Source organism: Psychromonas hadalis ATCC BAA-638 (genome assembly GCF_000420245.1).
Lineage (GTDB): Bacteria > Pseudomonadota > Gammaproteobacteria > Enterobacterales > Psychromonadaceae > Psychromonas > Psychromonas hadalis.
The window spans coordinates 1-8,509 of the sequence record NZ_ATUO01000152.1 but is presented as its reverse complement, the minus strand read 5'-3'; the positions used below and the strand labels follow the sequence as shown (position 1 = coordinate 8,509).

General features: G+C 38.1%; 7 protein-coding genes. All 7 read right to left on the bottom strand.

What is annotated here, in order from left to right; all coding sequences use genetic code 11:
* On the bottom strand, positions 1–220 hold a 220-nt coding region (tnpA, locus tag G322_RS0115285; protein WP_022942611.1), incomplete at its 3' end, for an IS66 family insertion sequence element accessory protein TnpA.
* 604 nt (positions 221–824) lie between these two features.
* Positions 825–2,558 (bottom strand): methyl-accepting chemotaxis protein, encoded by a 1,734-nt coding sequence (locus tag G322_RS0115280; protein WP_022942610.1) that lies wholly within the window; start codon positions 2,556–2,558, stop codon positions 825–827.
* 225 nt (positions 2,559–2,783) lie between these two features.
* Positions 2,784–3,932 (bottom strand): iron-containing alcohol dehydrogenase, encoded by a 1,149-nt coding sequence (locus tag G322_RS0115275; protein WP_022942609.1) that lies wholly within the window; start codon positions 3,930–3,932, stop codon positions 2,784–2,786.
* Between the two features lie 61 nt (positions 3,933–3,993).
* Positions 3,994–4,647 (bottom strand): L-fuculose-phosphate aldolase, encoded by a 654-nt coding sequence (locus tag G322_RS0115270; protein ID WP_022942608.1) that lies wholly within the window; start codon positions 4,645–4,647, stop codon positions 3,994–3,996.
* 9 nt (positions 4,648–4,656) lie between these two features.
* The gene (gene fucU, locus G322_RS0115265) at positions 4,657–5,088 is read right to left on the bottom strand and encodes an L-fucose mutarotase (protein WP_022942607.1); all 432 of its coding nucleotides are present in this window, start codon (positions 5,086–5,088) and stop codon (positions 4,657–4,659) included.
* On the bottom strand, positions 5,081–6,529 hold the full coding sequence (gene fucK, locus G322_RS0115260) for an L-fuculokinase (protein WP_022942606.1): 1,449 nt from the start codon (positions 6,527–6,529) through the stop codon (positions 5,081–5,083). Before fucK ends, fucU begins: the two co-directional genes overlap by 8 nt.
* A 56-nt stretch (positions 6,530–6,585) precedes the next feature.
* Positions 6,586–8,334, bottom strand: a complete 1,749-nt coding sequence (gene fucI, locus G322_RS0115255) for an L-fucose isomerase (protein WP_022942605.1) — start codon at positions 8,332–8,334, stop codon at positions 6,586–6,588.
* Between the last annotated feature and the right edge of the window lie 175 nt (positions 8,335–8,509).

Here is an 8,509-nt window from a genome sequence, read left to right as displayed (position 1 = left end):
CAGAGAGTGTGATTGATGGTTGTTCTTCCATAAATTCAATTTGTTGTATCACTTTAGCGCGAACAAAGCTGTTGGATGTTAGGCCTAGTTTTTTCTTGAAAGTGTAGAAGCTAGACGTTGATAAGTGATGTTGTTGACAGTAATCTGAAATAGTTAACCCACTGGTTTGTTGATTTTTTACTAGGGTCTGCCATTGTGTTTCGTTGCGCGTTATTTTCATTGTTATTTCCTTTTATTTGACTTGAAAATAACATAACTGAGATCAGAAATTAGATGAAGGTGTGGTTGCCCTGACGCTTACGAACGTTTTGATATACTTCTCCTTATTGGCGCCCTTATTCTTTATATTCTATGATGCATAGGATTTGCAGCAGAGCAATTAAATTATCACCATCTATTACAGGAAAATACTGTAAAAAATAAACGGGTTTTGTCGCATATTTACCTTGGTAGAGAGGTTGTTGATGATGATAGATACAAGATAGATGATAAAGTTATTATTTGGGTTTTTACATGAATTACCCCACCTTGTTATACGGCTAGGTAATTTATGATATTTCGTGGGGATCCCTCAACTTTTAAGCTGTTCTAACATTCCTAAAAAGTATTTCATGGCATGTTTTTAGGTAACTTATTGCGTTAACTTAGTCATGTTATAAGTGAGCACAGCAATATAATATAACCAGATTAGTCGTGGAACTCTTATAGTCTCGCATAGGCTTTTCCTCTTTACTTTTAGTCGAGCAAAGAAGATATATCTACCGTTGTCACGGTAAAACCGATGCGAGTCACCCCAGTTTAACAGGGGGGTTATCAATGTTTAATTATTTCAACTTAAAGTAACTGACCACATCATCTAACTTACTTTTACTTTTTTCAATATCAATTACATTCGCTGTTGTCTCTACACCATTTTTCTCTAACTCAATAATCATGTTTTGCATCATATGCATATTGCGAGATATTTCATTGGTGGTAACACTCTGTTGTTCTGCAGCTGTGGCTATTTGTACATTGAGTATGTGAATATTACTAATTGAATCTGTCATAGTGTTAAGTGAAATAGTGCTTTTATTTATAACCTCTGCAGATCTTTGGCATGCTTGCTTAGTATTTTCCATGGCACTAACAACTGATGAGGTACCTGCTTGTAATTTTTTCAACGTGTCATTGATTTCTTTAGTTGAATCTTGTGTGCGGCTGGCAAGAGTGCGAACTTCGTCAGCAACGACAGCAAAACCTCGCCCTTGTTCACCTGCCCGTGCAGCCTCAATTGCAGCATTTAATGCAAGCAGATTTGTTTGTTCTGCAATACCTCCGATCACACCAAGTATGCTACCAATTTTGTCAATATCACTATTTAACGTGAAAATTGACTCAGACATATTCTCAACATCATGAATTAAAGCGCTGATGCTTGATACTGAGCTATTTACTTGTTCTTTGCATATTGCTGCCTGCTGAGAAGTATCATCAGTTAACTGCGATGCAGTTAACGCACTTTCTGCGACAGACTCTGCAGTTGAATTCATTTCTGCAATCGCAGTGACAGCTTGTTCTGTTTCTTGAGCATGAGACTGCATAAGTTTCTGATTACGCCCTGTTTTCTCAGAGATCTGATGAATTCCCTCACTGAGATTGTTGGCGGAACTCGAAATTTCCAGCATTAAGCCTTGCAGGTTTTCTGTAAATAGATTGACTGCTGAGGCTATTAAACCAAGGTCATCTTTACTGTTAACTTCTAAACGGCGGGTTAAGTCACCCTCTCCACTAGCTAGATTTGTCACCACTATGCGTAAAGTTTGAATCGGGCGGTAAGCTATACGAACTAAAATAATACTTAAAGCAAATAAAACGAGACCTGCGATGAGTAACCCAAAAGTTATTGATCTATTAAGGGAGTTAGTTTTTTGTGCAATGAATGCTTTATCGATGTAACTAGAGAGTGTCCATTTATTTTTACCAAATAAGACTTTATATTGTTTCTTGATTAAATCACCTTCTATTTTATTGGTAAATAAAAGGTTGTCCGCTGCATCAATTAACTCATAATAGATTCCAGGAGAAGCAGAGGTTTTCAATAGATTTTGAATATCAGTAAGATCTAGAAAGAAAATATTACCACGTTCACCACTTGCAGAAATGGTCACTGTTAATACAGGTTTCTCTTGCATTATAAAAATATTGCTAATCGCTATTTGACCATTTGCATCTGCAAGTAACTTTAATACGAAGTCTTTTTTACTTGGATCATCTTCAACTCCATTTTCACTAAACACCATGCCGCGATGAACTCTATTAATGCGAAAAAAACCAGATTCTTTTTGCAATACATCAAGGCGAGTAAAACTAGTGTTAATATTTTTTGCCAGTAATATTTTATTATCAATATCTTTACTTAGCTTATCTTTGACTAGATTGAGTTGGCTTGCGGTATTATTGACGCTCTGTTCATATATATAGTTGCTGACGTAGTAATTTACGCTTAAATATGAGGTTAATACGGCTAAGGCAACAATGAAACCAAATAATGAATATACCTTTCCTTTAAATGACATACTTTCTTCCTTCGGTTTTTATTGAGCGAACATTAAAAGACAACAAATATCGATAAATTGATAAACTTTATGTTTAATTAGGCTCACCTTACGTGTTATTTTTAGCATTACTAACTAATAACCTGCAGAGATATTTGAATTTTTCATCTGCAAATTATCGCGTAATTGGTAGAGGTGCTGTTAAGTTCACAACTTAACAGCTGGATCTTTCAGTGAAGATGAACATTACAGGGCTTGAGTGTATAACGATTTAACTTCATCCGCTGTTGGTTGGCGAGGGTTCCCTCCCATGCATACATCATTCATCGCTTTATCAATCCATAAGTCGATATCACTGTGCTTAATGTTTAACTGCTTCAGTCCTGAAGGAATACCTACCTCAACAGAAAGCTTTTCAATAAGAGCCACCGCTAAATTTGCCGCATCACAATCATTAAGCTGAGAGGTATTACCCCCCATAGCTTCAGCAATTGCTCTATAAGCATTAGGGGCTGTTTCAGCGTTAAATGCGCTAACAATTGGAAGTAAAATTGCGTTACATACACCATGAGGTAAGTCATGCGTTGCACCTGGCTGATGAGCCAAAGCATGCACGGCACCAAGACCTGCTGAATTAAATGAGAGGCCAGCCAAGAATTGAGCATCTGCTAGCATTGCTCTTGCTTTAACATTCTGACCATCTTTCACTACGACAGGTAGCCATTTAGTAATTAACTTAACAGCCTCTAATGCCATCGGCTTGGTGAGTGTATGTGCACCAGGTGTCACAATAGATTCAATTGCATGTGTTAATGCATCCATGCCAGTTGCAGCTGTCACATGAGCTGGCAATCCAAGCATTAACAGTGGGTCATTAACTGACACATCAGGGATCTGTTTTGGATCAATAATAACCATTTTTACTTTACGAATTTCATCTGTGATCACCGAATTAGACGTCATTTCTGCAGCTGTGCCTGCTGTTGTATTAATGGCAATGAAAAAGTCACCTTCATTTTTTACTAAGCCGATACCATCATAATCACAAATATCACCGCCATTTGTGGTCACAATACGGATAGCTTTTGCACAATCGATTGGGCTACCGCCACCCACTGCAATAAAGCAATCACACTTGTTTTTCACGTAAACATCAACACCTTGACGTACAAGCGTAGCTGTTGGATTTGGTGTCACCTTATCAAAAGTAACATAGACAAAGCCATTTTTATCTAACGCGGCATAAAGAGAATCTAATACACCTAAATCAATAAGATTCTTGTCGGTTACTATCATAATTTTTTTTACTAAACGATTATTTAATACTTCAACAGACTCAGTAACTGCACCTTCACCACTAAGTGTTAATTTTGGGAGATTTAAAGAAAAGACCATAATATTTTCCTTTGATTATAAAAATGAAAGCCTGTAAGTACAGGCCAGATAAATTGTGAATTTAATGCTCTACACGTAAACCATAAGTAGAAAATTTTCCTAGCACAACATCCATCTCTTCATTACTAAGAGTGGGAATGTCCGTTTGTATTGCAAGTGTTTTTAAATACAATTCGGCAAGTACTTCTGTCTCATGTGCTAACCAAAGTGCCTTATCTAAATTTTCTCCACAAGTAATCATACCGTGATGTTGAAGAAGAATAGACTTACTTTTTGCAATACCTTCTTTTACATAATCAGCTAATTTAGCACCGCCAAATGTCGCATACGGTACACAAGGAATCTCATTAGCCCCTGATGCGGCAACCATATAATGAATCGCAGGAATAGGTTTATTCAATATAGAAACTGCGGCGCTATTGATAGCATGATTATGCACAACAGCGTCACAATCTGTACGAGTTTCATAACAAGTAAGGTGAAATAACCATTCACTCGATGGGATTTTACCTTCTTCAAATTCATGCTCATTTGAGACATAGACAATATGTTCAGGTGTTAGTTTTTCATATTGAATACCTGTTGGTGTAATCAACATACCATCGTTATAACGCACACTAACATTTCCTGCGGTTCCTTGATTAAGACCCAGCCTTGTCATTTCAAGACAAGTTTCAATAATTTTTTGTGATAATTCTTTACGTAATAAATCCATAATCATTCCTTATAGCGTAGTCACGCCTTTCTTTAAAATAATATTCCCATATTTTGCGGTTTCACCAGTTAACACTACGGCATAACAATTTTTGACTCGGTCATAAAAGTCAAAGCGCTCCATACGTTCAAGTTGTGGTTGTTCTGTTAATGATTTTGCGATAGTCGCCATATATTTCATTTCTACATTTGCATCAAGTTCATCACCTGAAACTGCGGCCATCATCACTAATGGTTTTGCTGAATATTGGTCAAGTTCAAATAATGGGATAATGCCCTCAAGCAATGTGACGACTTGCACTCCATCTGCTCGAATCACGTTATGATTAAACGTCTCAGCAGGAAAATGAGCATCCGCTAACAAAATCTCATCTCCATGACCCATTTTGCACAATATTGCCAATAGTTCTGGACTAATGGCTGGGTGAATACCTTTAAGCACTTTGTACCTCCAATAATTTTTTTGAATACAATGCAGTATTGTCGCTTGGGTTCACCACTGTAAACGTTGGCTTCATCTTGTCTTGAGCTTCATCTGGTGTTGCATACACACTCACACCTGCAAAAGCATACATTGCAGCCCCCAATACTGTAGATTCGGCTTGATCTACAACAAGAATTGGAATACCTAATACATCGGCACGAATTTGATTCCAAAGCCTATTTCTAGAACCCCCACCAACAACGATTAAACTATCAGCCTTAAAATCACAAATTTCAGATAGTGACGTTAAGCTTTTATTTAGCTGAATCGCTAACCCTTCTAAAGCCGCACGATAAATTTCACCACGCGTAGTATTCATAGATAAACCGGTAATAAAACCTTTGCCTTGATGCTGGTCATCAAGTAAAAATTGAGCGTTAAATGTTGTCCCGTTACACCCAATAGGAGCTGATTCACCTTCTGAAATCATGAGTGCATATTTGTTCTCTTGATTAACAACGTCACCAAAGAAAGTGCTTGCAACCCATTCCATAACCGCACTAGATAACCATTGGATCGCTGGGTTATAGATACCCGTTTTCGAATCTAATTCTGTTGTCATTCCTTTTTTCAAATATTCAGGTTTAAGCTGAGGCCGCGGAGAGCGAGCCATTAAGATCTCCCAAGTACCTGAACTTAAGAAAGGTTGATTTACTTTTGCCCCCGAACCAAAAAGAGCAAATTGAGTATCATGCCCCGAAGAAATCACAGGAGTATTCAAAGGAAAGCCAAGTAAGTCAGCAATATCTGCTTTTAATTTACCAACAACATCACCGGCATTAACTAATGGCGGAAAACTATCTTTGGTAAGAGCTAAGTAATCAAGTGTTTCTTGTCGCCATTCACCAGACTCTAAATCGGTTAACATCGACGTACCAGCCATCGTTCTATCAGTTGTAAGTTCACCGGTTAAATCATGTGTGATCATTGATGAAATGAAAACAAACTTGTCCATATTACTGTAGATAAGGGGTTCATTCTCTTTAAGCCACTTCAGTTTATAAAGTGTATTAAAACTGTAATCACCAATGCCATTATCTTGATATAACTTAGATCGATTAAGTTCCTTTTCGACTTGGTACATAACAGACGCAGTACGTGAGCATTTCCAAGAAATCACTGGATATATTTGTTGACCATTTTTATCGAAAGGGGCACCATCAACACCAAACGTAGTAACGGAAACCGCACAAATATCTTGGCTATTAATTTGAGCGGTTACTTGATTACAACATTTAACTAACTTTGCCCAAATTTGTTGGTAATCCCAAACATGGTTTGTACCATTTTGTAGAGTCTCATTTGCTATATAATGAGAGGCAATAATATTACCATCATCATTCACAGCAATTGCTCGTACATTGGTAGCACCACAATCAAGAATAATTACAATAGACATAATGTTTCCTCTAAAATACTTGCTCCAAAAAAACAAGTATTTATTATTGATCAGTCTTATTTATAAATTGGCCCGAAGTTTTGACATGCACGGAAATCTTGACCTTCTATATCTTGACCAAATGCAGACCACGTATGAGGACGGAAAACATCTTTGCTATCAACATTGTGCATAGAGACTGGAATACGGAGCATTGCAGCAAGGGATATTAAATCAGCACCGATGTGACCATGAGAAATAACACAATGGTTTGCTCCCCAGTTTGCCATCACATCATATACATTTTTAAATGAACCTTTGCCCGTTAAACGAGGCACAAACCAAGTTGTAGGCCACGTGGCATTAGTTCGTTCATTTAATATGTTATGAACCTCTTCAGGTAACTCAACAGAATGCCCCTCAGCGATTTGCAGAACAGGACCAAGACCTGCAATAATATTAATACGATGCATCGTAAATGGCATAGCACCTTCAGTTAGGAATTGTGACGAGAAACCACCCCCACGGAAGTATTCTTCGATAGCAGGGCACCAACGAGTCGCATCTAAGCATGCTTTTGTGTCATTCTCTGTTAAGTCCCAGTGTGGCTTAATGACCGGCTTACCTTCGGCATTTTTAACTTTACCTGAACCATCTAAAGCAGCGGAGCCTGAGTTCACTAAGTGAATCAAGCCAGACTCAGGTTTGAAGCCAGTTACACGCTCTACTGCACTTTCAGACCAATAAGTACGTACATCACAAAACACTTGCGCTTCACCAGTTAACAGCTTACCAAACAGCATGTTAACGCCGTTTAAACTATCATTTTCTGTTGCAATACAGAGTGGTTCACGAATGCCGTTCCAATCAAATGATGAGTTAAGAATAGCTTCTGAGAAATCGCCATTAGGCAGATGATCAGTCCAGTGACGCTGACCTTGGAAACCACCAACAATAGCATTATGCCCCTGCGCTTCTTCGTTAAAGCCAAGTTCTGCTAAGCGTGGATTACCTTGCATCAGATCACGCATGATCATGGTCATTTTAACAACCGTTTTCCAATCCTCTGCTTTGCGCTCTTCAGTGAATGGGACTCCGTTATAGTCTTTACCTTCTTTGCAATATTCTTTAACCCAAGACATTGCTAGCTCTAATTCTTCTTTATCGTAAATTTCGCGGTCTAAGCGACGTTTAATCTCAATCATATCGACATATTCATTACGCATGCCCAGATATTTTTGGAAAAATTCAGAATTGACGACAGAGCCTGCAATCCCCATTGATACAGAGCCCATAGACAGGTACGACTTCCCTTTCATCGATGCCACTGCTAAACCTGCACGACAGAATCGTAAAATTTTAGCCTGAACGTCAGAAGGGATACTTGTATCATCAGCTTCTTGCACTTCTTCACCGTAGATAGAAAACGCAGGTAAACCAACTTGTGAGTGAGCAGCCATCGCAGCGGCTAAATAAACAGCACCAGGACGCTCTGTACCGTTGAATCCCCAAATAGCTTTAGGGGTCTGCGTGTCCATATCAATCGTTTCCATGCCATAACACCAACAAGGTGTCACTGTCATTACGACACCAACATTTTCACGCTTAAATTTATCAGCACATGCAGCAGATTCTGAAACACCACCGATACAAGTATCAGCAATAATACATTCCACTTTGTCACCACTTGTGTGACGAATATGAGCTTCAATAAAAGCAGCCGCTGATTTAGCCATATTCATGGTCTGCTCTTCTAGTGACTCACGAACACCCATTTGACGGCCATCAATAGTAGGACGAATACCAATTTTAATAAGATTTGTCATATTTAGATTCTCATTTATAACGTGTTGAGTTAATTACTTGTAATTGAATCGTATGAAATAGAGAGATATGTTTCTCGATAAGTATCTCTCTTAATAGTTTGGTAATTAATTACTCATTATTTACCAAATGGGTTTAGTACTGCTTGCATTTCAGGGCTGTCAATATTCTCTTTAG

Coding starts and splice junctions, on each gene's coding strand:
- G322_RS0115280 (WP_022942610.1), bottom strand. CDS start 2,558: ATGTCATTTAAAGGAAAGGTATATTCATTATTTGGTTTCATTGTTGCC.
- G322_RS0115275 (WP_022942609.1), bottom strand. CDS start 3,932: ATGGTCTTTTCTTTAAATCTCCCAAAATTAACACTTAGTGGTGAAGGT.
- G322_RS0115270 (WP_022942608.1), bottom strand. CDS start 4,647: ATGGATTTATTACGTAAAGAATTATCACAAAAAATTATTGAAACTTGT.
- fucK (WP_022942606.1), bottom strand. CDS start 6,529: ATGTCTATTGTAATTATTCTTGATTGTGGTGCTACCAATGTACGAGCA.
- fucI (WP_022942605.1), bottom strand. CDS start 8,334: ATGACAAATCTTATTAAAATTGGTATTCGTCCTACTATTGATGGCCGT.